Annotated in this window: 22 protein-coding genes, 1 tRNA gene and 1 pseudogene; 10 read left to right on the forward strand and 14 right to left on the reverse strand. The window is 75.2% G+C overall.

Features of this window, described 5'->3' with window-relative positions; genetic code table 11:
* Window positions 1–22: 22 nt before the first annotated feature.
* Window positions 23–1,549 (forward strand): dolichyl-phosphate-mannose--protein mannosyltransferase, encoded by a 1,527-nt coding sequence (locus ACI79Y_RS02225; RefSeq protein ID WP_457156923.1) that lies wholly within the window; start codon window positions 23–25, stop codon window positions 1,547–1,549.
* 268 nt (window positions 1,550–1,817) lie between these two features.
* Here ACI79Y_RS02225 and ACI79Y_RS02230 read toward each other — a convergent pair.
* The 5 genes from ACI79Y_RS02230 to ACI79Y_RS02250 form a co-directional block, all read right to left on the reverse strand.
* Window positions 1,818–1,894, reverse strand: a tRNA-Ala gene (locus tag ACI79Y_RS02230).
* Between the two features lie 71 nt (window positions 1,895–1,965).
* On the reverse strand, window positions 1,966–2,688 hold the full coding sequence (sepX, locus tag ACI79Y_RS02235) for a divisome protein SepX/GlpR (RefSeq protein ID WP_457156924.1): 723 nt from the start codon (window positions 2,686–2,688) through the stop codon (window positions 1,966–1,968).
* A 209-nt stretch (window positions 2,689–2,897) separates the two neighbouring features.
* Complete coding sequence (locus ACI79Y_RS02240; protein ID WP_457156925.1) at window positions 2,898–3,467, reverse strand: GNAT family N-acetyltransferase; 570 nt, start codon at window positions 3,465–3,467, stop codon at window positions 2,898–2,900.
* A gap of 58 nt (window positions 3,468–3,525) precedes the next feature.
* The gene (glp, locus tag ACI79Y_RS02245; RefSeq protein WP_457156926.1) at window positions 3,526–5,049 is read right to left on the reverse strand and encodes a molybdotransferase-like divisome protein Glp; all 1,524 of its coding nucleotides are present in this window, start codon (window positions 5,047–5,049) and stop codon (window positions 3,526–3,528) included.
* Window positions 5,050–5,125: 76 nt separating this feature from the next.
* Window positions 5,126–6,067, reverse strand: coding sequence for a UTP--glucose-1-phosphate uridylyltransferase (locus tag ACI79Y_RS02250; protein WP_457156927.1), 942 nt, complete (start codon window positions 6,065–6,067; stop codon window positions 5,126–5,128).
* Window positions 6,068–6,310: 243 nt separating this feature from the next.
* Here ACI79Y_RS02250 and ACI79Y_RS02255 point away from each other — a divergent pair, with 243 nt between their 5' ends.
* The 7 genes and pseudogenes from ACI79Y_RS02255 to ACI79Y_RS02285 form a co-directional block, all read left to right on the forward strand.
* A complete protein-coding gene (locus ACI79Y_RS02255) occupies window positions 6,311–7,648 on the forward strand; it encodes an SLC13 family permease (RefSeq protein WP_457156928.1) in 1,338 nt (445 codons plus the stop codon).
* 95 nt (window positions 7,649–7,743) lie between these two features.
* The gene (locus tag ACI79Y_RS02260; RefSeq protein ID WP_457156929.1) at window positions 7,744–8,925 is read left to right on the forward strand and encodes a CaiB/BaiF CoA transferase family protein; all 1,182 of its coding nucleotides are present in this window, start codon (window positions 7,744–7,746) and stop codon (window positions 8,923–8,925) included.
* Entirely contained in the window at window positions 8,922–10,436 is a 1,515-nt protein-coding gene (locus ACI79Y_RS02265) for a carboxyl transferase domain-containing protein (RefSeq protein WP_457156930.1), read from the forward strand. The genes ACI79Y_RS02260 and ACI79Y_RS02265 overlap by 4 nt, the downstream gene beginning before the upstream one ends.
* A gap of 128 nt (window positions 10,437–10,564) precedes the next feature.
* A complete protein-coding gene (locus ACI79Y_RS02270) occupies window positions 10,565–11,278 on the forward strand; it encodes an AAA family ATPase (RefSeq protein ID WP_457156931.1) in 714 nt (237 codons plus the stop codon).
* A 143-nt stretch (window positions 11,279–11,421) separates the two neighbouring features.
* Entirely contained in the window at window positions 11,422–11,781 is a 360-nt protein-coding gene (locus tag ACI79Y_RS02275) for an FmdB family zinc ribbon protein (protein ID WP_457156932.1), read from the forward strand.
* Window positions 11,782–11,886: 105 nt separating this feature from the next.
* On the forward strand, window positions 11,887–12,519 hold the full coding sequence (gene cpaB / locus ACI79Y_RS02280; protein ID WP_457156933.1) for a Flp pilus assembly protein CpaB: 633 nt from the start codon (window positions 11,887–11,889) through the stop codon (window positions 12,517–12,519).
* A gap of 66 nt (window positions 12,520–12,585) precedes the next feature.
* Window positions 12,586–12,747: pseudogene (locus tag ACI79Y_RS02285) on the forward strand (MscL family protein); the annotation flags it as partial.
* On the opposite strand, the gene ACI79Y_RS02290 reads toward ACI79Y_RS02285, so the two are convergent.
* The 3 genes from ACI79Y_RS02290 to ACI79Y_RS02300 all read right to left on the reverse strand — a co-directional run bounded on the left by ACI79Y_RS02290 (window position 12,708) and on the right by ACI79Y_RS02300 (window position 15,170).
* Window positions 12,708–12,887, reverse strand: coding sequence for a hypothetical protein (locus tag ACI79Y_RS02290; protein WP_457156934.1), 180 nt, complete (start codon window positions 12,885–12,887; stop codon window positions 12,708–12,710). The pseudogene ACI79Y_RS02285 and the gene ACI79Y_RS02290 sit on opposite strands and share 40 nt — an antisense overlap.
* Window positions 12,888–12,910: 23 nt before the next feature.
* Window positions 12,911–13,462 carry a YbaK/EbsC family protein gene (locus ACI79Y_RS02295; protein WP_457156935.1) on the reverse strand — a complete coding sequence of 184 codons (552 nt, stop codon included), beginning with the start codon at window positions 13,460–13,462 and terminating at the stop codon, window positions 12,911–12,913.
* Between the two features lie 109 nt (window positions 13,463–13,571).
* Window positions 13,572–15,170 carry a methyl-accepting chemotaxis protein gene (locus ACI79Y_RS02300; protein ID WP_457156936.1) on the reverse strand — a complete coding sequence of 533 codons (1,599 nt, stop codon included), beginning with the start codon at window positions 15,168–15,170 and terminating at the stop codon, window positions 13,572–13,574.
* Between the two features lie 149 nt (window positions 15,171–15,319).
* Here ACI79Y_RS02300 and ACI79Y_RS02305 point away from each other — a divergent pair, with 149 nt between their 5' ends.
* Window positions 15,320–15,679, forward strand: coding sequence for a VOC family protein (locus ACI79Y_RS02305; protein WP_457156937.1), 360 nt, complete (start codon window positions 15,320–15,322; stop codon window positions 15,677–15,679).
* Window positions 15,680–15,758: 79 nt separating this feature from the next.
* The gene (locus ACI79Y_RS02310; RefSeq protein ID WP_457156938.1) at window positions 15,759–16,631 is read left to right on the forward strand and encodes a phosphotransferase; all 873 of its coding nucleotides are present in this window, start codon (window positions 15,759–15,761) and stop codon (window positions 16,629–16,631) included.
* A gap of 9 nt (window positions 16,632–16,640) precedes the next feature.
* On the opposite strand, the gene ACI79Y_RS02315 is transcribed toward ACI79Y_RS02310, so the two are convergent.
* From ACI79Y_RS02315 to ACI79Y_RS02340, 6 genes are all read right to left on the reverse strand, one after another.
* A complete protein-coding gene (locus ACI79Y_RS02315; protein ID WP_457156939.1) occupies window positions 16,641–17,030 on the reverse strand; it encodes a VOC family protein in 390 nt (129 codons plus the stop codon).
* The gene (locus ACI79Y_RS02320; RefSeq protein WP_457156940.1) at window positions 17,027–17,314 is read right to left on the reverse strand and encodes an ArsR/SmtB family transcription factor; all 288 of its coding nucleotides are present in this window, start codon (window positions 17,312–17,314) and stop codon (window positions 17,027–17,029) included. Before ACI79Y_RS02320 ends, ACI79Y_RS02315 begins: the two co-directional genes overlap by 4 nt.
* Window positions 17,315–17,347: 33 nt before the next feature.
* Entirely contained in the window at window positions 17,348–18,274 is a 927-nt protein-coding gene (locus tag ACI79Y_RS02325) for an MSMEG_6728 family protein (RefSeq protein WP_457156941.1), read from the reverse strand.
* Between the two features lie 39 nt (window positions 18,275–18,313).
* Window positions 18,314–19,159: an NAD-dependent protein deacetylase gene (locus ACI79Y_RS02330; RefSeq protein ID WP_457156942.1), complete on the reverse strand. Its 846-nt coding sequence runs from the start codon at window positions 19,157–19,159 to the stop codon at window positions 18,314–18,316.
* A gap of 94 nt (window positions 19,160–19,253) precedes the next feature.
* Window positions 19,254–21,992 (reverse strand): putative bifunctional diguanylate cyclase/phosphodiesterase, encoded by a 2,739-nt coding sequence (locus ACI79Y_RS02335; protein ID WP_457156943.1) that lies wholly within the window; start codon window positions 21,990–21,992, stop codon window positions 19,254–19,256.
* A complete protein-coding gene (locus ACI79Y_RS02340) occupies window positions 21,989–23,152 on the reverse strand; it encodes an FIST signal transduction protein (protein WP_457156944.1) in 1,164 nt (387 codons plus the stop codon). The genes ACI79Y_RS02335 and ACI79Y_RS02340 overlap by 4 nt, the downstream gene beginning before the upstream one ends.
* Window positions 23,153–23,196 lie beyond the last annotated feature (44 nt).

Genomic DNA, 23,196 nt, shown 5'->3' on the forward strand with positions numbered 1-23,196 from the left:
CGGGCCACATACCCTGACCGGCATGGCGGTGCTGGCCCCCGAGCGGACCGAGTCGGCGCCGCAGGACCCGGCTCCGCACCGCCGGCGCGTCCGCCCCCCGCGCCCACGCCGTCAGCCGGTGCCCCGGCTGCCCGAGGACCGGCGGCTGGCCGCGGTGCTCACCGCGCTGCTGGGCGTGGCGACGCTGGTCTCCCGGCTGTGGGGCATCACCTACCCGCGGGACCTGGTCTTCGACGAGGCGTACTACCCGCCGGAGGCCGCCGAACTGCTGGAGCTCGGCTACGAGTACAACCGCGGCTACACGTTCATCGTCCACCCGCCGCTGGGCAAGTGGCTGATCGCGGTGGGCGAGCAGCTGTTCGGCTACGACTCCCTGGGCTGGCGGTTCCCCAGCGCGGTCGCCGGGACGATCGCCGTCGTCGTGCTGACCCGGCTGGCCCGGCGGCTGACCGGCTCGACGCTGCTGGGACTGGCCGCCGGGTTGCTGCTGGCGCTGGACGGGTTCTCCTTCACCCTGGGCCGGATCGGCCTGCTCGACGTCTTCCTGCAGGTCTTCGTGGTGTCCGCGGTCGCCTGCCTGGTCGTCGACCGGGACCGGGTGGCCCAGCGCGTCCGTGACGGCGCCGACCGGGTGACCGCGACCGGGTTCCGGCTGGGGCCACGCGGCTGGCGGATCGCCGCGGGGGTGCTGTTCGGTTGCGCGTGCGGGGTGAAGTGGAGCGGCGTGTGGTTCCTGGCCGCCTTCGCCGTCCTCTCGCTGTGGTGGGACCGGGCCACCTGGCGGGAGGCCGGGGCGGCCCGGCCGACGCTCGCCGCGCTGCGCAGGGGGCTGCCCGGTGCCACCTGGGCGCTGGCGGTCGTCCCGGTGCTCACCTACCTGGCCACCTTCACCGGCTGGTTCCGCGGCGAGAACGCGCAGGGCCGGCACTGGGCCGAGCAGAACCCGGACACCGACTGGCCGTTCGTGCCCGGGGCGCTGCGGGCGCTGTGGCACATGCACGCCGAGTGGCTGACGTTCCACAGCGGGCTGTCCAGCCCGCACCCGTGGGAGTCCGGGCCGTGGTCGTGGATCGTCGACGGCCGGCCGATCCTGCTGTGGAACCCCCAGGGCCTCACCGACGCCGACGGCGGGCAGGTGGTCCGCTACATCCTGATGCTCGGCACGCCCACGCTGTGGTGGCTGTTCCTGCCGGCGACGCTGTGGCTGCTCTGGCGGATCGTCGCCCGCCGCGACCGGGCCGCAGCCGTCGCCGCGACCGGCATCGCCGCCGGGTGGCTGACCTGGTTCATCAACACCGACCGGACCATGTTCATCTTCTACATGGCCCCGGCGGTGCCGTTCTTCGTGCTGGCCGTCACGCTGGTGCTGCAGGACGTGCTGGGCCGACCGGACGCGGGCGCGTTCCGCCGGCAGGTGGGCCTGGGCACGGTGTGCCTGTACCTGGCGGTGGTGGCGATGACGTTCGTCTTCTTCCACCCGGTGCTCACCGGGTCGCCGCTGTCGCACGCCGAGTGGCTGCAGCGGATGTGGTTCCCCTCCTGGTTCTGAGCGCCGCGCCCGCAGTGCTGGTGGGCTGGACCCCGGGACCGGCCGCCGGTCACACGCGCAGGGGCAGCAACGGGACCTCCCGGCCCGGTGCGCCTTGCTCCGGACGGCGAGGCGGGCTGAGGCAACCGGCCTCGTCCGGCCTCGTCCGGCCTCGCGGCGCGGTCGGCGACCAGAGATGGACGACACTGCCGTCCGGGGTCAGCACGTCGACGGCCGGCGTGACCGCGGAGACGACGAAGGCCGGGTCCCTGACGGAACCCGGCCTGTCTGGTGGAGCTGAGGGGATTTGAACCCCTGACCCCCTCGATGCGAACGAGGTGCGCTACCGGTCTGCGCCACAGCCCCGTGGTGCGGGAACGAGGTTACCTCCCGCTCCCGCCGGCGCTGTCACGGGGGGCAGCGCCGGCGGGTCCGCCTCAGCCGTTGGCGACCCGGCGCGGCTGGTACACGTCGACGTCGGCGAAGCCGATGTCGTCGTCGTCGAGGCCCACGACCGCGCTGTGCTGCCAGCCGGCGGGCGCGGGGGTGCGGGCGGCGACGACGCGACCCGGGCGCAGCGGGTGCACCGGCGCCAGCGGCAGGCTGGGGTGGTGCGCCGCCGGAGCCTGGGGCGGCACCACGGCCGCGGCCGGGCGGGCATCGTCCCAGCCGGCGGCGGGGCGGGCGCTCGGGTGGGCCGCCTCGGCACGCGGCGCCGGCCGGCGCACCGGCCGGTGGGCAGCGCGGGCGGCCCGTCGAGCCGCCGCGCGGCGCTCCCGCTGGGCGGCGGCGCGGGTGACCATCAGGTAGCCGACGACGGCGACGTCGAGCAGCACCTGCGGCGCCCACATCCAGCTCCGCCAGGCCAGCGCCCCGACGAGGGCCAGCAGCGCGAGCGCGACCAGGCCCGCCAGCGTGCGCCGGCGCAGCGCGTGCACGTCGACCTGCAGCTCACCGCTGCCGCGCAGCAGGGCGCGGTCGATCGACACCCGCTCGGTCTCGGCGTGGACCACCGGGTCCACCGCCCGCCGTCGCTGGAGCGTGCGACCCGAGTCGGGAGCCGCCGTCCTGCTGGAGCCGTCGCCCCGGGTGACCACCATCGGCACCAGGACCACGAACCACAACACGACGAGAGCGGCCAGCAGCACGCCTGATCCCATCACGAACACCCCGATCCATCCCTGGCACCACGACACGACCCCCATCCCTGGGGCCACACGAGTCACATCAGTCACTCGCGGAGTCAAGGTAAGGGCGCGGTCTGCCGATGGACGGGACGTTCACCGGTGTGTCGGCGCGATGCCTGCCCGCACCGGCGTGTCGGCGTCCCCGGCGGGTCTCGGAGCGGGCACGCTGCGGCGTCGCGCGATCACGCTCCCGCGCCCGGAACGCGGGAGCGCCAGCGCTCGAACACCCCGGCGGGCGCGTCCTCGGCCAGCAGCGCGTAGGCCAGGTGGTCCCGCCAGGCCCCGTCGATGTCCAGGTAGCTGCGCAGCAGCCCCTCCTGCCGGAAGCCGAGCCGCTCCACCAGCCGCCGGCTGGGCCGGTTCTCCGGGCGGATGTCGGCCTGCAGCCGGTGCAGCCCCACCGGGCCGAACGCGTGGTCGCAGACCAGCGCCACGGCCAGCGAGGCGACCCCCTGCCCGGCCACCGAACGGTCGACCCAGTAGCCCAGGTGCCCCGACCGCAGCGCCCCGCGCACGATGTTGTCCACGGTGACCTGCCCGACCAACCGGCCCTGCCAGCGGATCGCGAACGGCAGCGAGCTGCCCGTCCGGGCCCGCCGCCCCGCGATCCGCCGCATCCGGCGGTAGGCCGACGGGGTGTGCCGCTGCGACCACGGCACCTCCGACGACGGCTCCCACGGCGCCAGCCACGGCTCGTTGTCCAGCCGCAGCCGGGACCAGGTGGCGGCGTCGGCGCGCCGCAGCGGGTGCACCTCGACCGCGCCCCAGGTCAGCCGCGCCGGCCAGCCCGGGTGCGGGACCGGTTCCAGCTCAGCCGCCCAGCAGCATGGGCATGACGGTGACCAGGCCGCCGGCGGCCACCTCGGTGACGTCCTCGTCCACCACGATCAGGCAGTTGGCCTTGGCCATCCGGGCGAGCATCGCCTGGTCGCCGTCGCCGATCGGCTCGACCACGTAGCCGCCGTCGGGGTGGCGCATCACCTGGCCGTGCAGGTACTGGCGGTACCCCAGCGGCGAGAGCAGCTGCTGCGCGGAGACGGCCTGCACGGTGCGGCGGAACAGCTGCCGCTTGCCGAGCATCAGCCGGATCGCGGGGCGCACGAACACCTCGAAGGCCACCAGCGCGGCGACCGGCTCCCCCGGCACGCAGATGACCGGGACGTCGTTGGGCCCGAGCTTGCCGAAGGCGTGCACCGGGCCGGGGTGCATCGCGACCTGGGTGAAGGTGAGCCCGCCGAGCTCGGCAAGCGCCTCCTGCAGCAGGTCGGGGCCGGCGTTGGCGAAGGTGCCGGCGATCAGCACGACGTCGCTGCGCAGCGTCTGCCCCTCGATGAGCTCGACCATCCGGCGCCGGTCGGGCGGCAGGATGCCGGCCCGGTAGGCCTCGGCCCCGGCGTCGCGGGCCGCGGCGGCCAGGGCGTAGCTGTTGACGTCGACCACCCGGCCGGGCGCCGGCGGGGTGCCGATGTCGACCAGCTCGTCGCCGGCGGAGAGCACCGAGATCCGCGGGCGCGGCCGGACCGCCACCCGTTCCCGGCCGACCGCGGCCAGCAGGCTGATCTGCGCCGGGCCGATCGGGGTGCCGACCTGCACCGCGACGTCGCCCGGGGAGACGTCGTCCCCGACCCGGCGCACGTAGCTGCCCGGCGCCAGCGCGGCGAACACCCGGACCCGGGCGACGCCCTGGTCGGTCCAGGCCGCCGGGACGACGACGTCGGCCCCGGCGGGCAGCATCGCGCCCACCGCGACCCGCACGGCCAGCCCGGCGGAGATCGCCGGCGCCCCGGTCGACCCGGCCTCGGTGTCGCCGACGACGGCGAGGTCGACCGGATCCTCGACGGTGGCCGCGGCGATGTCGACCGCCCGCACCGCGTACCCGTCGAGGCCGGCCTGGTCGAACGCCGGGAGCGCCAGCTCGCTGGCGACCAGCTCGGCGCAGAGCAGGCCCTGCGCGTCGAGCACGGCCAGCTCGATCGGGTCGGGCTGCGGCACCGCGCCGAGGATCACGTCCAGGTGGTGCTCGACGGTGCGCAGCCGCACGCCGGAGACGTCGACCGAGCCGGTGTCGGCCTGCGGGTCGGGGGCGCGGTCACCGGTGGCGATCGCCGGGGAGGGCACCCGGTCGGAGGCGAACACCGACCGGTCGACCTGCACGGTGTCCCGGCCCAGCGGCCGCGGGCCGCTGCCGGGGTCGATCAGCTGGGTGTCCCGCGGGGTGGGCACGCCCACCGCCGCCGGATCCGGGCCGCTCGCGTCCCGGGTCCCAGTGGCCAGCCAGCCTCGGGTGTCGTCCTCGCTCATCCCCACCACCGTCGTCCGACCGTCGTCGGTCATCTCCGCCGGCCGGACTGCCCGGCCGGGCCGCCGTTCGACGGACCTGGGCTCCGATGGTGCCCCCTGCCGGGCCCGGTCAGGCCGGCGACGCGCCCTCGGCGGGCAGGTCGGCGACGAACTCGCGCAGCCAGGGGCCGAACGCGGGGCCGAGGTCCTCGCGCTCGGAGGCGAGCCGGACCACGGCCTTGAGGTAGTCGAGCTTGTCACCGGTGTCGTAGCGGCGGCCGGAGAAGACCACGCTGTGCACCGGCACGCCGTCGTCGACCAGCTTCAGCAGCGCGTCGGTCAGCTGGATCTCCCCGCCGCGGCCGGGCGGGGTGTCGCGGATCGCGGGGAAGATCTCCGGCGGGAGAACGTAGCGGCCGATGATCGCCAGCGAGCTGGGCGCCTCGTCGGCCGGGGGCTTCTCCACCATGCCGGTCACCCGGAACACCGGGTCACCGGCCGCGTCGCCGGAGACGTGCGCGTCCTCGACGGCGACCGCGCCGTACTTGGAGATGTTCTCCGCACCCACGTCCAGCAGCGCGATCACCGCGCCGCCGTGCTCGGCCTGGACGGCGAGCATCTGCTCCAGCAGGTGGTCGCGGGCGTCGATGATGTCGTCGCCCAGCAGCACGGCGAACGGCTCGTTCCCGACGAAGCCGTCGGCCTGCAGGACGGCGTGCCCCAGCCCCTTCGCCTCGCCCTGGCGGACGAAGAACACCTGGGCGACGTCGGTGGACTCGGCGACGGCGTCCAGCCGACCCTGGTCGCCCTTGGCCTCCAGCGCCGTCTCCAGTTCCGGGGCCCGGTCGAAGTGGTCCTCGATCGCGCCCTTGTTGCGACCGGTGACCATGAGCACCTGGCCCAGGCCGGCGCGGGCCGCCTCCTCGACGATGTACTGCACGGCCGGGCGGTCGACGACCGGGAGCAGTTCCTTGGGCACCGACTTGGTCGCGGGCAGGAACCGCGTTCCCATCCCGGCGACCGGGATGACGGCCTTCGTCGTGGTCGGGCGCTCGGCAGGCTGGCTCGGCATGCGGGCCACCCTAGCCAGCCTGCGCAGGCCGTCGACTCACCCGAGGTGGTGAAGCAGGACGCGACCCCGCGCACATCCCTGCTGGCCGCGGAGGAGCAGGGCAGCGCGGCCAGGGTCGCCGGCCGGCCTCCGGCGAGCGGCGGAGGCGCCCCGGCACCCGGACGTGCACGCCTCCGGGGCGTGAGAGAAGGTGACCTCCGTCTCCGGGCGCCCTGCCCGCTGCAGCACCGCCCTGGAGGTCCCGTGTCACCCGAGATCATCTCGATCATCGCCCTGGTGGTGATCTTCGCGATCGCCACGGTCCTGCCGATCAACATGGGTGCGCTGGCGTTCGTGGCCGCGTTCGGGGTCGGCACCCTCGCGGTGGGCATGACCACCGACGACATCATCGCCGGGTTCCCCGGCGAGCTGGTGCTGACGCTGATCGGCGTCACCTACCTGTTCGCCATCGCGCAGAACAACGGCACCGTGGACCTGCTGGTGCGCGGCGCGGTGCGGCTCGTCGGCGGCCACGTGGCAGCCATCCCCTGGGTCATGTTCGCCGTCACCGCGGTGCTCACCGCCATCGGTGCGCTCTCCCCGGCGGCCGTGGCGATCATCGCGCCGATCGCGCTGAGCTTCGCCGCGCGGCACGACATCAGCCCCCTGCTGATGGGGATGATGGTCGTCCACGGGGCGCAGGGCGGCGGCTTCTCGCCCATCAGCGTCTACGGCGTCACCGTCAACGACATCGTCGACCGGTCCGACCTCGAGGGCAGCCCGCTCGTGGTGTTCCTCGGCGCGCTGCTGTTCAACATCGCGATCGCCCTGGTGCTGTTCTTCGTGCTCGGTGGGCGCAAGCTTCTCGGCCGCAAGGTCGCCGCCGGGCCGGTGCCGCACACCGAGCACGCGCACGGCACCGTCGTCCGCGGGCACGGGGCCGCCCCCGGACCCGGCGTCGGCGGCGACGACGACGAGCACGTGCACCCGGACCGCCCCGAGCCGATCGGGTTCGAGCAGATCCTGACGCTGGTCGGCCTGGCGGCGCTCGCCGTCCTGGCCCTGGTCTTCGACCTCGACATCGGCTTCGTCTCGATCACCGTCGCCGTGGTGCTGGCGCTGTTCTCCGCGCAGAAGCACAAGGGCGCCGTCGCGCAGATCAGCTGGTCGACCGTCCTGCTCATCGCCGGGGTGCTGACGTTCGTCTTCGTGCTGGAGGAGGCGGGCACCATCGACTACGTCGGCGACGCGGTCATCGGCCTCGGCGCACCCCTGCTGATCGCCCTGCTGCTGGCCTACATCGGCGGCGTGGTCTCGGCGTTCGCCTCGTCGACGGCGATCATCGGCGTCGCCATCTCCCTCGCCGTGCCGTTCCTGCTCGCCGGGGACATCGGGGCGGTGGGCGTCGTGGTCGCCGTGTCCGTGGCCTCGACGATCGTCGACGTCAGCCCGTTCTCCACCAACGGCGCGCTCGTGCTGGCCAACGCGCAGCACGTCGACCGCGACCGGTTCTACAAGCAGATGCTCGGCTACTCCGGGCTCGTCGTCGCCGCCGGGCCGCTGCTGGCCTGGCTGGTGTTCGTCGTCCCGGGCTGGCTGTGACCGCCGGCCTGCCGACGGATGGCAGGCGGCCTGACGCGGTCGCGTCCCGGTGGGACGCTGACCCGACCACCCACCGACGAGAGGACCCGCGAGCTGTGACTGGCCCCCTGGACGGCGTGCTCGTCGTCGACCTGACCCGGGCACTGGCCGGGCCGCACGCCGGGATGATGCTCGGCGACCTGGGCGCCCGGGTGATCAAGGTGGAGAACCCCGGCAGCGGGGACGACAGCCGCGGGTGGGGCCCGCCGTTCGTCGAGACCCCCGACGGCCGCGAGTCCACCTACTTCTTCTCCGCGAACCGGAACAAGGAGTCGATCACCCTCGACCTGAAGGACGACGGCGACAAGGCGGTGCTCACCGAGCTGCTGCGCCGCGCCGACGTGCTGCTGGAGAACTTCCGGCCCGGCACCCTGGCCCGGCTGGGCTTCGGCACCGACGTGCTCGCCGAGCTGAACCCGCGGCTGGTGCAGCTGTCGATCAGCGGGTTCGGGCACGACGGGCCGGAGGGGCAGCGGGCCGGCTACGACCAGATCGCCCAGGGCGAGGCCGGGCTGATGTCGCTGACCGGCCCGGGCCCGGACGAGCCGCAGAAGGTCGGCGTGCCGATCGGCGACCTGCTCGCCGGGATGTACGGCGGCTACGGCGTGCTCGCCGCGCTGTACGAGCGGGAGCGCACCGGCCGCGGCCAGGTGGTGCGCACCTCGCTGCTGGCCTCGGTCGTCGGCGTGCACGCCTTCCAGGGCACGGCGCACACGGTGGCCGGCCGGGTGCCGCGCGCGCAGGGCAACCACCACCCCTCGATCGCCCCGTACGGGCTGTTCCGCTGCGCCGGCGGCAGCGTGCAGCTGTCCTGCGGCAGCGAGGGCCTGTGGCGGCGGCTGTGCGCTGAGTTCGGGCTGGACCCCGCGGCGCCGGGGATGGCCACCAACGGCGAGCGGGTCGAGCACCGGGACCAGGTGATCGAGCTGCTGGAGGATGCCTTCGCCGACGTCCCCGCCGCCGAGCTGCTGGCGCGGCTGGACGCCGCCGGCGTGCCGGCGGGGAAGGTGCGCACCCTGGACGAGGTCTACGCCTGGGACCAGGTCGAGTCGCAGGGGCTGAAGGTGACCGTCGAGCACGCGACGGCGGGTGCGCTCACGCTGCCCGGCCCGCCGCTCCGGTTCTTCGCTCCCGGGCCGGGCGGGGAGACCGAGACCACCCGCCGCGAGCACACCGCTCCCCCGGTGCTCGGCGCCGACGGCGACGCGATCCGCGCCTGGCTGGCCGGCGACTCGTGACCCGCCTGGACGCCCGCGCGCTGCGCGACCTGGTGCTGGACGCCGGGTCGTGGCGGAGCTGGGACACCCCGGTACCACCGCGGGAGGCCGACGACGACTACGCCCGCGACCTGGCCCGCGCCGCGGAGCGCACCGGGCAGGACGAGGCGGTGGTGACCGGCGAGGGGCTGCTGCGCGGACGGCGGGTGGCCGTCGTCGCCGGGGAGTTCGGCTTCCTGGCCGGCTCCATCGGCGTCGCCACCGCCGAGCGGCTGATGACCGCCGTCGAGCGGGCCACCGCCGAGGGCCTGCCGCTGCTGGCCGCCCCGGTCTCCGGGGGCACCCGGATGCAGGAGGGCACGGTCGCCTTCCTGCAGATGATCGGCATCACCCAGGCGATCGCCCGGCACAAGGAGGCCGGTCTGCCCTACCTGGTGTACCTGCGCGACCCCACCTTCGGCGGGGTCCTCGCCTCCTGGGGCTCGCTCGGGCACGTCACCATCGCCGAACCGGGAGCCGCGATCGGCTTCCTCGGCCCGCGGGTGTTCTCCGCGCTGTACGGCGAGGCCTTCCCCGAGGGCGTGCAGACCTCGGAGAACCTGGCCGAGCACGGGGTGATCGACGGCGTGGTGCCGCACGCGGAGGTCGCCGAGGTGGCCGACCGGGCGCTGCGGGTGCTGTCCGCCCGGGAGACCTGGCACCGGGGCGCACCGGTCGAGGGCCCGGTCGACGGCGACGGCACCGACGCCGACGACCCCGAGGACGGCCGGACGGCGTGGCAGGTGGTCACCGCGTCCCGGCGCGCCGACCGGCCCGGCGTCCGGCAGCTGCTGCGCACCGCGGCGACCGACGTCGTCACCCTGTCGGGCACCGGCGCCGGCGAGAAGGACCCCGGGCTGCTGCTGGCGCTGGCCCGCTTCGGCGGCGCCCCGTGCGTGGTGCTCGGGCAGGACCGGCGCGGGCAGTCGCTGACCGCGCCGCTGGGGCCGGCGGCGCTGCGGGAGGCCCGGCGGGGCATGCGGCTGGCCGCCGAGCTGCGCCTGCCGCTGCTCACCCTGATCGACACCCCCGGTGCGGCCCTGTCGGCCGCAGCCGAGGAGGGCGGGCTGGCCGGGGAGATCGCCCGGTGCCTGCAGGACCTGGTGATGCTCTCCGCGCCCACGCTCACCGTGCTGCTGGGCCAGGGCACCGGGGGCGGCGCGCTGGCCCTGGTACCGGCTGACCGGGTGCTGGCGACGGCCAACGGCTGGCTGGGTCCGCTGCCGCCGGAGGGCGCCTCGGCGATCGTGCACCGCACCGTCGACCGGGCCGACGAGCTGGCCGCCTCCCAGGGCGTGCGGGCCACCGACCTGTGGCGGGCCGGGATCGTGGACCGGGTCGTGCCCGAGCGGCCCGACGCCGCCGACGAGCCGGTGGAGTTCTGCCACCGGCTGGGCCGGGTGCTCGCCGAGGAGCTGGCCGGGCTGCTGGGCCGCGACGACGTGGAGCGGATGCGCAGCCGCACCCGCCGGTACCGCCACCTCGGCCGCTGACCGTTCCCAGGTTCGATCAGGTCACCTGATCCAACCCCGTCCTCCCGCACCAGCATTGGTGCGGGAGGACGGTCATTGGCCAGGGGGACGGCGCCCCGGACGTCGTACCTGCCGGGCACGATCACCGCGTGGACCAGCGACCGATCCGCCGGATCAAGCCCGACCGCACCGCGCCGCCCACCGTCGAGCAGCGGGCCCATTGGCCACTGACCGTCCCTGCGGTCGCCCAGCTGGTCGACGAGGGGCTGGAGCTGCCCGCCGGGGCGCTGGTGCTGGTCGGGGAGAACGGCTCGGGGAAGTCGACGGTGATGGAGCTGCTGGCGGTCACGCTGGGGCTCAACCCGGAGGGTGGCTCGGCGAGCGTCCGGCACCGCACTCGGCCCAGCGAACCGGAGTCGCTGGGGCTGCTGGTCGAGCGCAGCCCGGGCGCCTCCCGCTGGGGCTACTTCCTGCGCGACGAGACGCTGCACGGTCTCTACAGCTACCTGGAGTCGGTCGGCGGCGGGCCCGCCTTCCACGAGCTCTCCCACGGCGAGGCCTTCCTCGAGGTGCTCACCAGCCGGGCCGGCGGCGAGGGCACCTACCTGCTCGACGAGCCGGACGCCGCGCTGTCCTTCGGCGGCAGCCTCGCCCTCGTCTCGCACCTGCTCGCGCTCGTCGACCGGGGCGCACAGGTGGTCGTCGCCACCCACTCCCCCATCGTGGCCGCGCTCCCCGGCGCGACGCTGCTGGAGGTCGGCGAGTGGGGCCTGCGGCCGGCGGTGTGGTCGGAACTGGAGCTCACCGAGAGCTGGCGGCAGTTCCTGGCCGCCCCCGAGTCCTTCCTTCGCCACCTGCGCTGATCCGCCGACGCCCCGACATGTGACGCGGGGCACTGCCCTGGCACGGGTGTCCGGCGTGGACGGCGCGGGCTCCCACAGCGCATCATTGGCAGTCGCCGGGGCCGAGTGCCAGCCCGGCCACGAGACGAGGAGCTCAGAGCACCGTGCCCACCTACCAGTACGTCTGCACCAACCCCGAGGTCAAGCACGAGTTCGAGCGCGTGCAGTCCTTCAGCGACCCGGCGGTCACCACCTGCCCGGAGTGCGAGGCACCGGTGCGCAAGGTCTACGGCTCGGTCGGCGTCGTCTTCAAGGGCTCGGGCTTCTACCGCACCGACAGCCGCAACGGCAACGGCAGCAAGGACGGCGGCAGCAAGGACGGCGGCAGCAGCTCCTCGAGCACCTCCACGGCGAAGAGCGGCGACTCCAGCAGCTCCAGCTCCACGAGCGGCTCCGGCTCGAGCAGCAGCTCCTCGGGTCCGAGCACCAGCACTTCCGGATCGGGCAGCAAGGCCGCCAGCTGAGCTGACCGGGCCAGCCCGAGCCGCCCGTCGTCCACAGCCGGCCTCTCCGTCCCCAGGTCCCTGCCGGACGGCGACAGCCGCTCGTACCGGGGCGACGCTGGGTCGGTGATCCGCCTCCGCCGCCCGCGCCCCCCCGCCCACCTGCTCCGTCAGGCGGCCGCCGCCGCGCTCGCCGGGCTGGCGCTCGTACTGGCCCTCCGGCCGGCACCGGCGCCCCCGGCCGGGCCAGTGACCGTGCCCGTCGTGGTCGCGGCCGCCGACCTGCCGGCCGGCACGGCGCTGACCGCCGACGCGCTCACGGTCGCCCGGCTGCCCGGCGCCGCCGCACCCGCGGGGGTGGCTGCCGACCCGGCCGCGCTCGCCGGGCAGGTGCTGGCGTCCCCGGTGCGCGCCGGGGAGCCGGTCACCGACGTCCGGCTGGTCGGGCCCGGACTGTGGTCGGCCGTCCCCGACGGCCAGGTCGCCGCACCGGTGCGGCTGGCCGACCTCGCGGTCGCCACCCTGCTGCGCCCGGGTGACCGGGTCGACGTGCTGGCCACGGCCGCCGAGGCAGCCGGGCCGTCGGTCGACGTGGTGACCACCGACGCGCTCGTCGTCACCACCCCGGCACCGGCCGGCGACGGGCCACCCCCGAGCGACGCGGGGCTGCTGGTGCTCGCCGTCGATCCCGACGCGGCCGGGCGGCTCGCCGCTGCCGCGGCCACCGGCACGCTCACCGTCACCCTCGGCCGGCCGTGACCGCGGGGCCGCCGCGGGCGCCCCCCCGACTGAGGGGTGCACCGATGCTGAAGGGGGTTCGAGGACTTCCTGCTGCGCGGGAACGTCGTCGACCTGGCCGTCGCGGTGGTGATCGGTGCGGCGTTCACCGCGGTCGTCACCTCGTTCAGCCCGGGGGCGTTGCGACACCCACCGACGGTCGCTGAGGCTCAGTCGCTGCCCCAGTGCGGCGGCCGGTCCTCCAGGTAGCGACGGTCGGTGTCGTCGGGGTCGGTCAGCCGCTCACCCCAGCCGACGTCGCTGTCGTCCGGCGCCCGTTCGGGTCGCCGGGCCGGTTGCGGGGCGGGCTGGGGCGGCTGGGCAGCGGCGCGCTCGTCGGGGGCGGTCACGCCCCGAGGGTAGGTCGGCCCGCTCAGCCCACCGGCCGGCCCAGGTCGGCCAGCACCTCGGCGCCGGGCAGCCCGGCCAGCACCGACCCGGCCACCGCGAGCTTGCTGCCCCGGGTGCCCGAGCCGATGACCACCAGGTCGCTGGCGGCCACCGCGGCGTCGACCAGCACCGGCCACCCGGCCGGCAGCCCCACCGGCGTGATGCCCCCGAAGGCCATCCCGCTCTCGGCGACGGCGACGTCCTGCGGGGCGAAGGAGACCTTGCGCGCCCCCAGGTGCCGGCGGACCAGCCCGTTGACGTCGGCGCGCGTGGTGGCCAGCACCAGGCAGGCGGCCAGCGTGGTCTCCCCCGCGCGCCGGGCGGCGACCACCACGCAGTTGGCCGAGGCGGCCAACGGCACCTGGTACGTGTCGGTGAAGTCGGCGGTGTCGGCGGCGCCGTCGTCGATGGCGGCGACCCACACGGGGCCGCGCAGCGACGGGAGGGCGGCAGCCACCGGGGCGGCCAGCAGCTCGGGGTGCTCGGCGGCGGGCAGCCAGCTCAGCGTGCCCAGGGACGGTGCGGCGTCGGCCATGCCCCCGATCGTGCGGCACGGCCCGCCCTCCCCGCCCGCCGGGGTGCGTGGCCGAGCAGCTGCTGCCCCGGCAGCGCACACCGGGGCAGCAGCTCCTCGCCGCCTCCGGTCAGACCCGGAACTCCCCGGTCAGGAGCTCCAGCCGACCGGAGATCTCGGCCAGCTGCGCGGCAGCCGCCCGGGACTCCGACACCGACTCGGTCATGGCCTGCGCCGAGGCGGCCACACCCTTGATGTTCGCCGCGATGTCACCCGACCCCCCGGCCACCTCGGTCACCGAGCGCGACATCTCCGCGGTGGTGGCGGTCTGCTCCTCCACCGCCGAGGCGATCGTCGTCTGGAAGTCGCTGATCGCGGTGATGATCGCGGACACCTCCTCGATCGCGGCGACCGCACCGGCGGTGTCGGCCTGGATCGTCTCCACCCGCTGGGCGATGTCCCCGGTCGCCTTGGCGGTCTCCTGCGCCAGCTCCTTGACCTCGTTGGCGACGACCGCGAAGCCCTTGCCGGCCTCGCCGGCCCGGGCGGCCTCGATGGTGGCGTTGAGCGCGAGCAGGTTCGTCTGCTCGGCGATCGACGTGATCACCTTGACCACGTCACCGATCTCCCGGGAGGAGTCGCCGAGCCGGGAGATGCTGACGTTCGCCGATCCCGCGGCCCCCACCGCCTGGGTGGCGACCCCGGCCGCCTCGTTGGCGTTGCTGGCGATCTCCCGGATGCTGGCCCCCATCTGCTCGGTGCCCGTGGCGACGGTCTGCACGTTCCGGGAGATCTCCTCGGCCGCCGAGGCCACCACGGAGGTCTGCGCGGTGGACTCCGCCACCCGCCCCGCGACGGCCGCGGACACCGTGTCGATCCGGCGGCTCGCCGCAGCGAGCCCGGCCGCCCCCTCGGTGACCGCGGTGAGCACCCCGCCCACCCGCTCCAGTGCCCGGTTGACGTAGGGCCCCATCTCGCCGAGGCCGTCCTTCGACGCGCTGTCCAGCCGCCGGGTCAGGTCGCCGTCGGCGACGGCTGCGAACACCGCCACCGCCTCGGCCATCGGGCGGGTGATGCTGCGCGCCACCCGCCAGGCGACGAGTGCGGCCAGGATGCCGGCCACCACGGTGAGGGTCAGCATCACCACGAGGAACCCCTCGCCCACGTCGCGGGCGGCGTCGGCCTCCGTCCGGTTCATCGACTCCTCGAGGTCGATGAAGGCGTTGATCGACGCGAGCCACTCGGTGAAGACCGGCGCGGCCTGGCTCATCAGCAGCGCCTGGGCCTGCGCCACCTGCCCGGACAGCCGCAGGTCGATCACCTGCTGGATCAGCGGCAGCCCGACGGCCTCCACCCGCTGGATCTCGGCCAGGTCGGCCTTCTCCTCGTCGCTGGTCGCCGCCGGGTCGGCGAACAGCCCCGCCATCGCCGTCGCGGACTCCTCGTAGGCGGCGGCCAGCGCCGTGATGTCGTCCACGGCTGCCTGGGCGGTGAGCGGGCTGTCGGCCAGGACGACGTCCCGCAGGCTGATCGCCCGGTCGTGCACGCTGCCGCGGAAGTTGATGGCGTACCGCAGCTTGGCGCTGTTGACGTCGTTGATGACGGTCAGCCGGTCGTTGATCTGCTCGACCCGGCTGACGCCGAGCCCGGACACGGCGATCATCGCGACGATGACGATGGCGAAGCCGGCCGCGATGCGGTGGGCCACGCTCAGACGGGCGAGGGACACGGGACTCCGATGGTCGGGTGGGGAAGGACCCTCCTGGTCCGCCGCGCACAACCGTCTTGATCGGCATCCGACCGCCCAACAGTGACCTAGGGCCCCGGATCCCCGGACCACCGCTGTTCTCGCCCGGTCGCCCGGGAGAGGATGCGGTCATGATCGGTCAGCTGCACTCGGTGGTCATCGACGCGCCCGACGCCCACGCCCTGGCGACCTTCTACGCCGGGCTGCTCGGCATGGAGGTGCACGGCTCCCCCGGCGACGACTGGGTGACCATCACCGGCGCCGGTTACCGCATCTCCTTCCAGCAGGCCCCCGACCTGGTGCCGCCAGACTGGCCGGACCCGACCCGACCCCAGCAGTTCCACCTCGACATCCGGGTCGCCGACATCGATGCGGCGGAGCCGCAGGTGCTCGAGCTGGGCGCGCGACGGCTGCCGGGCGGTGGCGGGGACTTCCGCGTCTACGCCGACCCGGTGGGCCACCCGTTCTGCCTGGTCTGGGACGCCCCGTGACGCCGGACCTGACGAGCACGAGCGCCTTCGTCGTCGCCCGGGGGCAGGTGCGGCTGCAGAACGTGCCGCTGCCGACGGAGTGACCGCCTCCGCGGACCAGGCGGTCGCCACTGCGGTCGCCGTCGCCCAGCGGCACGGCTTCCGGGTCGAGGACCCCAGGCTGCTGTCCTGGGGCGTCAACGCGGTGGTGCACCTGCCGCCGGCGCCGCTGGTGGCCCGGGTGGCGGTGTACACCCCACTGCTGCGCCCCCGGATCCGCGAGCCCTTCGCCCGGGAGGTGGCGCTCGCGACGGCGCTGGCCGGGGCGGGGGCGGCGGTGGTCCCGCCGTCGGACCTGCTGTCGCCGGGTCCGCACGAGCACGACGGGCTCACCGTGTCGTTCTGGCGACATGTCGACGTGTCGCCGGAGCGACCCACCGCCGAGCAGGCCGGCCGGTCACTGGCCGAGCTGCACGAGGTGCTGGCCGGCCTGCCGCCGTTGTGGACCGGCTCGCCGCCGGACCGGCCGCTGGCCGACCTCGCGGTCTTCCTCGACCGCGGTGCCGAGCTGGGCGCCGACCCCGCGGCGTTGCGGCAGGCCGGCGACCTGCTGGCCGAGCTGCGGCCGCGGCTGAGCGGCGAGGAGATGACCCTGCACGGCGACACCCACCCCGGGAACCTGCTGGTCACTGCGGAGGGGCTGCGCTGGACCGACCTGGAGGACACCTCCCGCGGCCCCCGCGCCTGGGACCTGGCCAGCCTGCGCAACACCGCCCGACTCGACGGCCGCGCAGCACTGGACGCCATGCCCGACCCGGTGAGCGACGCCGAGCTGGTGCCGTTCCTCTGGCTGCGCCAGCTGTACTCGGCCGCCTGGTGGTTCGTGCACGCGGCGCGCGAACCGGCCGACCTGCCCGAGGCGCGGCAGCGACTGGCCGCCGCGGTCACGGAGGTCGGCGCCGGCCTGCGGTGACGCCCGGGGTCAGTCCTTCGTCGCCGCGATCTGGATCAGGTTGCCGCAGGTGTCGTCGAGCACCGCCGTCGTGACGACGCCCATGTCGGTGGGCGGCTGGGTGAACCGCACGCCCAGCGCGGTCAGCCGGTCGTGCTCCGCGGCCACGTCGGCGACGAGGAAGGACGTGAACGGGATGCCGTCGGCGACGAGCGCCTCCTTGAACGGCCGCGCCGCCGGGTGCTCGTCGGGTTCGATCGAGAGCTCGGTGCCGTCGGGGTCCTCGGGCGAGACGACGGTGAGCCAGGAGTGCTCCCCCAGCGGGATCTCCCGCTTCCTCACGAAGCCCAGCACCTCGGTGTAGAAGCGCAGTGCCTTCGCCTGGTCGTCGACCAGCACGCTCGTCACGTTGATCCTCATGGCTGCTCCTCCGGGTCAGGGACCGACCACCGGCGCGCGATCTCACCCAGTGGCGCGGTGTCGAGGTGGTGGAACTTGTAGCGACCCTCCCGGCGGGTCCGGACGAGACCGGCGGACTCGAGGACGTCGAGGTGCTGGGAGATCGCCTGCCTGCTCGACCCCAGGCCGTGCTTCGTGGCGAGGCGGGCGCAGAGCTCGAACAGCGTCTGCCCGTCCCGGTCCGTGAGCTCGTCGAGGATCGTCCTGCGCGTGGGATCGGCGAGCGCCTTGAACACGTCACCCACGGGGCGAACATTAGGCAAGCATCCGCTTGCCTGTCAACGGGTCGCAGTCCGGAGCCCCGTGGGGACGGCGTCCGGGTCGAGCACCACCTGGAACAGCGCCCGCGGGTCCTGCAGGGTCGCCGGCGGCCGGGCCGCCGCGCGCGGCACCACCCGGTCGAACCGGGCCGCCCGCCGGTGCGGCAGCAGCTCCCGGCCGGCGAAGGCGTAGCCGCCGACCACCTCCCCCAGCAGCAGGCCGGCGCCGTGCTCGACGGGCAGCCCGACCAGGTCACCGGGGCGCACCTCGTCGAGGAACGCCGACAGCTGCCGCAGGTCCTTCGCGGGGCGCCGGCCGGACAGCTCCTTGGACAGCGCCCGCAGCTCGGCCGGTGACATCCCGGTCGCGTCGACGTCGATGCCGGACTGGGTGCCCAGCCCGACCACGCCGGTGGCCAGCGCGGCGCCCAGCTCGTTGTGCGCCCGCGGTCGCACCACCCACACCGGCACGCCCTCGGGTGCGGGGGCCGGCGGCACGTCGTCCGCGCCGGGCCACTTGTAGGGGAGGTCGTCGGGGTCGGCGGGGAAGCGCGCGCGGTAGAAACCCGGGTCCTTGGCCAGCAGGTTCGACCGGTGCGACAGGTGCAGCTCCTCGTCGCCCACCCAGCTGGGCAGCAGCCCGGCCGCGGCCGCCTCGTCCTGGCTCATCTGCGCCGCGTCCGGCGCGAACTCGCTGATCAGTGCCTCGGTGCTGTCGGCGAAACCGCGCTCGCGCCAGACCCGCACCATCGCCAGCGCGTAGACGACCAACCCCGCCGTGTGCCCCCGCCACATGGTGACCACCGGGTGGTTGGCCCAGCCGTAGTCGGGCAGCTCCAGGGCGCGCAGCACCTGCAGGCACTCCACCCGCTGCTTGCCGAGCCGGGGGTTGTCCAGGAGCCGGGCGGACTCGGTGAAGTCGGCGACCGGCAGGAAGGTCTGCATCGCCGTCCATCCTCGGCCAGCCGGCCGCGCCCCGCCGGTTCAGCGCAGCCGGCGGGCCAGCTCGGGGAGGACCGCGCCGAGGCGCGCGTCGACCCGGACGGTGGCCTTGGCGTCGCCGCGGGTCGGGCCGGAGTTGACGATCGCGACGGGGATGCCGCGTTTGGCCGCGGCGATGACGAACCGGTAGCCGCTCATCACGGTCAACGACGAGCCGAGCACCAGCAGCGAGCTGGCCTCCTCGACCAGCGCGAAGCAGGTGTCCACCCGGTCGCGCGGCACGGTCTCGCCGAAGAAGACGACGTCGGGCTTGAGGGGGCCACCGCCGCAGGCCAGGCAGTCGACCATCACGAACCCGTCCAGCGCCTCCTCGGGCAGCTCGACGTCGCCGTCGGGGTTCACCTCATCGGTCACCTCGGGCCGGAACCCGGGGTTCACCGCCCGCAACCGGGCGTCGAGGGCCGCCCGGTCGGCGACGTCCCGGCAGGCCAGGCAGACGGTGCGGTCCAGCCCGCCGTGCAGTTCCACGACGTCCCGGGCGCCGCCGGCCTGGTGCAGCCCGTCGACGTTCTGGGTGATCACCGGGCCCAGCGCACCGGCGGTCTGCAGACCGGCGACGGCGACGTGCCCCGCGTTCGGCCGCGCCCCGGCGATCTGCCGCCAGCCGACGTAGCTGCGCGCCCAGTAGCGGTGCCGGCCCCGTGGGTCGCCGGTGAAGGTCTGCCAGGTCATCGGCGTGTGCCGCCGCAGCGAGCCGGTGACGCCGCGGTAGTCGGGGATGCCGGAGTCGGTGGACAGCCCGGCGCCGGAGAGCACCAGCGCACCGCCGTCGGTGAGCAGGCCGGTGAGCTCGTCGAGGCCGTCGACGGCGGGAGGTGCAGCGGTCACCGCACCATCGTCCCCGGCGGACGGCCCGCGCGCCCGTGCCGCGCCCGTGCCGTCCAGCCCGTGCCGTCCAGCCCGTGCCGCGCGCCCGTGCCGTTCAGCCCGTGGTGGCCAGCACGCCACCGTCGACCAGCAGTGCGGTGACGGCGGCGGCGTCGACCGCCGGGGCGAACAGCCAGCCCTGCGCGGTGCGGCAGCCCAGCCGCAGCAGTGCGTCGCGCTGCTGCTCGGTCTCCACGCCCTCCGCGATCACCGCCATGCCGGCGGCCTCCGACAGCGCCAGCACCGCGCGGACGATCCCGGTGCTCAGCCGGGCGTCGTCCCCGTCGGTGCCGAGCCCGGCGACGAAGGACCGGTCGATCTTCAGGGTGTCGACCGGCAGGTCGCGCAGGTGCGCCAGGTTGGAGTAGGAGACACCGAAGTCGTCGAGGACCAGGCCCACACCCGCGGCGCGCAGCCGATGCAGCTGGGCGAGCTGCCCGGCGGTCTTCTCCAGGCTCTCGGTCACCTCCAGCCGCAGCGAGCCGGCGGGCACGCCGTGCCGCTGCACGGTGGTCAGCACCCGGTCCACGAACGACGGGTCCTCCAGCTGGACCGCCGAGAGGTTCACCGACGCCCGCACGTGGTCGGCGTCGGGCAGGCCGCGCCAGCGGGCCAGCTCGCGGCAGGTCTGCTCCACCACCCAGTCGCCGATCGGGCCGATGGCCCCGGTCTCCTCGGCCAGGGGCACGAAGACGTCCGGGGGGACGTCGCCGAAGCCGGGGTGCCGCCAGCGCAGCAGCGCCTCGACACCCTCGAGCCGCCCGTTGGCCAGGGCGACCATCGGCTGGAAGACCACCCGCAGCTCGGCGCGGGCCAGCGCGCCCTGCACCTCCTGGCGCAGCGAGAGCCGCTGCACCGACCGCTCGGCAGCGGCGGCGTCGAACACCTGCACCCGCCCGCGCCCGGCGCGCTTGGCCTCGTACATCGCGGCGTCGGCGTCGCGCAGCAGGTCGCTGACGGCCGCCGCCCCGGCCCGGTCGCCGAGCGCGCCGCCGATGCTGGCGCCGATCCGGACCAGCTCGTCGTCGAGGGAGAACGGGCGGCGCAGCACGCTCAGCATGCGGTCGCCGACGGTGGCCAGCGCGGTCCGGTCGGCGTCGTCGTCCAGCACCACGACGAACTCGTCACCGCCGAGGCGGGCCAGCAGGTCGCCGGGGCGGAGGCACTCGCGCAGCCGGTCGGCGACCTGGCACAGCAGGTCGTCGCCGGCCTCGTGGCCGAGTCGGTCGTTGACCGCCTTGAACTCGTCGAGGTCGCAGAAGAGCACGCCCACCGGCCCCGTCCGCGGGCCGGTCAGCCGGTCGGCCAGGACCTGGCGCACCAGCGCCCGGTTGGCCAGCCCGGTGAGCGGGTCGGAGGTGGCCTGCAGCCGCAGCTCGTCCTCCAGCCGGCGGCGTTCCCCGACGAACCGGGAGGAGAGCACGGTGTCGCCGGCGTCGCCGGGGGCGACCGCCAGCCGGGTCTCCACCCAGGCCCAGCCGTCGGTGCCCTGGCGCAGCCGGTGCTCGACGCTGTTCACGTCCGGGCAGGCGGCCAGCGCCTCCCGGACGGCGGTGCGGTCGTCGGGGTGCACCCGGTCCAGCCAGTCGGTGCCGACCAGCTCCGACGGCCCGGCACCCAGCCCGCGGGCGTAGGACGGGGACGCCCAGCGCACCGTGCCGGCCCGCTCGACGACGGCCACGAGGTCGCTGATCGCGTCGGTGAGCACCCGCAGCCGGGACTCGCTCTCGGCCAACGCGGAGTACAGCCGGGCGTTGACCAGCGCGGCGGCGACGTAGCCGGCCAGCAGGCAGGCGGCGTCGACCGCGGCGGAGGTGAACGCCCCGGGCCGGGGGTCGACCGCGTACAGCAGCGCCACCGGCTCGGCGTCGACGATCACCGGGATGCACAGCAGCGCCCGGCCGTCACCGCGCAGGTGCCCGGGCAGGGCACCGGGGCCGGTGGCCATGTCGTGGATGACGTGCGGCTCGCCGCGGCAGGCCGCGGGCCAGGCCCGCAGCTCCTGCACCGGGCGGGGCCACTGCGTGGGGTCGTCCTCGACCCACTCGGCCTTGGCGGTCATCGCCGCCATGCCGTCCTCGACGGTGACCGCACTGGTCCAGGGGGCGCCGCTGATGGCCGCCAGGATCCGGGCTGCCTCCTCCAGCAGCGGCTGGCGCTGGAGCTGACGGGTCAGCCGTGAGCCGGTGGTGGCCAGCCGCTCCACGGTGCGCCGCCGGTCGGCGTCCTCCAGGGAGGAGCACAGCCGCTGGGCGACCGCGCGCAGCATGAGCAGGTCGGCCGGGCCGAGGCCCGACGGGGTGGAGAAGAGCAGGAGCAGGGCAGGGCCGGGCTGGTCACCGGTCGCCACCGGGACGTGCACCACCTGCTGCACGGCCACCCCGGCGACGACCGGCGGGCGGGTGCCGGCCGGGACGGACCACGCCGCCGGGGTGCGGGCGGTGAACAGGTCGGCGGCGCCGGGCAGCTCCGGCAGGGCGACGGCGTGCTGGTCGCCGAAGCCGCAGGCGGCGGCGACGTCCATCCCGTCGGGCCCGGTGCGCCCCCACAGCACGAGGTCGGCGGAGAACACCTCCGACAGGGCCTCGACCGCACGGGCGGCCAGCTGCTCGGGGGGCCCGCCCTGCCCGATGACGTCGAGCATGCGGACCAGCCCGGCGGAGTGCCGGTAGGCGTCCTGGGCGGCGGACTGCGCCTGGGCGACCATCGCCCACAGCTCGCCGGTGCCCGGCTCCGCCGCTCCCGAGCTGCCGCGCCACCGCAGCCGGGGCAGCGCAGCGGGGTCGGCGGTCACAACGCCAGCGCGGTCAGGGTGGCGTTGTGCACGCCACCGGCGCCGCGGGAACGGGAGAACTCGCCGTAGGTGTAGAGCCCGAACGCGGTGGCCTCGCCCGCTGCGCGCTGCAGCCGGGAGATCTCCTCGCCGATGGCGTCCCCGAGGATCGTCTGCCGTGCCGCGCAGTCGAAGGTGAGCAGCACCTGCTCTCCCCCGGTGCCCAGCGCGCCGGCGGCGACGTCGTCCACGACCGAGAGCAGGGTGGGCTGCTCGGCGCTCATCACCTGGACGGCGGCGAAGGTGGGCACCGGCTCCAAGCAGCTGAGGTCACCGGAGTCGGCGAGGAAGACCGCCCGCACCAGGTGCGACCCGTCGGGCTCGAGCACGCCGAGGGCGTAGGAGCTCTGCACGACCGCCTCGGACCGTCCCTGCTGCCGCGCCTCGTCGAGGTCGATCGCCTCGGCGTAGACGGTGGCGCCCGGGCGACCGCCGATCTCGTGGATGACGGCCCGCTCGGCGTGGGTGACCAGCTGCGGCGGCCCGACCGGTGTCCAGCCGTGCGCGGTGGCCACGCGCAGCGGGCGCGGGGAGGCGATCCACACACCGACGGCGACGTCGGTGCGGGCGGTGTCGCCGATCAGCACGCTGGTGCTGGTCAGTTGCCAGTCGTCCCCGGCGACCCCGCCGACGATCGGCACGCTGGCCCCGGCCGCCCGGTGCGCCCCGGCGACGACGGACTGCTGGCCGCCGACCAGCCCGTCGGTGAGCAGCAACAGTGCCGCGTGCGGCAGGTCGTGGTCGCCGGTGGCGGCGCGCGCGGCGCGCACCACCTCGGCGCCGACCTCGGTGGGCCGGGTGCTCATGCCCTCGGCCCAGCCGACACCGAAGCGGTAGTCGCCGCCGGCGAGGACCAGGACGGCGACGCCGGTGCCCGGGCCCGCGACCTGCGCGCCGGCGAAGTGGCCGCAGCTGGTGGCGCCGACGAGCGGCGCGTCACCGGTCACCGAGCGGATCCCGGAGAGCAGCTCGGTGAGGTCGTAGCGGACCGAGGCGTACACCAGCACGAGCGCGGGACTGCCCGACGGCAGGCCGGCGACCGCCGCGGCGGCGGCGCTGCGGCCGGCCACGGCCGCGCTCGGGTCCGAGCTGAGCCCGGTGCCGTGCTGGAGATCGCTCACCGGAGTGTTGTCGACAGCTCGCGGCGGCTCCCTGACGGCACCTC

The organism is Modestobacter sp. SYSU DS0875 (assembly GCF_054050915.1).